Origin of the sequence: Stenotrophomonas sp. GbtcB23, from assembly GCF_019091045.1 — a bacterium.
GTDB lineage: Bacteria > Pseudomonadota > Gammaproteobacteria > Xanthomonadales > Xanthomonadaceae > Stenotrophomonas > Stenotrophomonas rhizophila_A.
In genome coordinates, this window is record NZ_JAGXKC010000718.1 from 1 (window position 1) to 233 (window position 233).

The window sequence follows — 233 nt, forward strand, 5'->3', positions numbered from 1 at the left end:
TTGTCGTAGCGGATCGCGAACTCGATGAGCTGCGCGAACTGGGTGTCCTTGTTTTTGCCGAAGCCGACGTTGCCCGGGTTGATCCGGTACTAGGCCAGCGCTTCGGCGCAGGCCGGTTCCTGGGTCAGCAGCTGGTGGCCGTTGGAATGGCAGTCGCCGATCAGGGGGGCCTCGATCCCCATCACCCGCGGCTTTTCCACGATGCGCGGGAAGGCGGCCGCCGCCTCGGGATA

Annotated in this window: 1 pseudogene; it reads right to left on the reverse strand. The window is 65.7% G+C overall.

The features are described from left to right. A pseudogene (gene ispG / locus KVS69_RS20690) lies at positions 1 to 233 on the reverse strand (4-hydroxy-3-methylbut-2-en-1-yl diphosphate synthase); the annotation flags it as partial.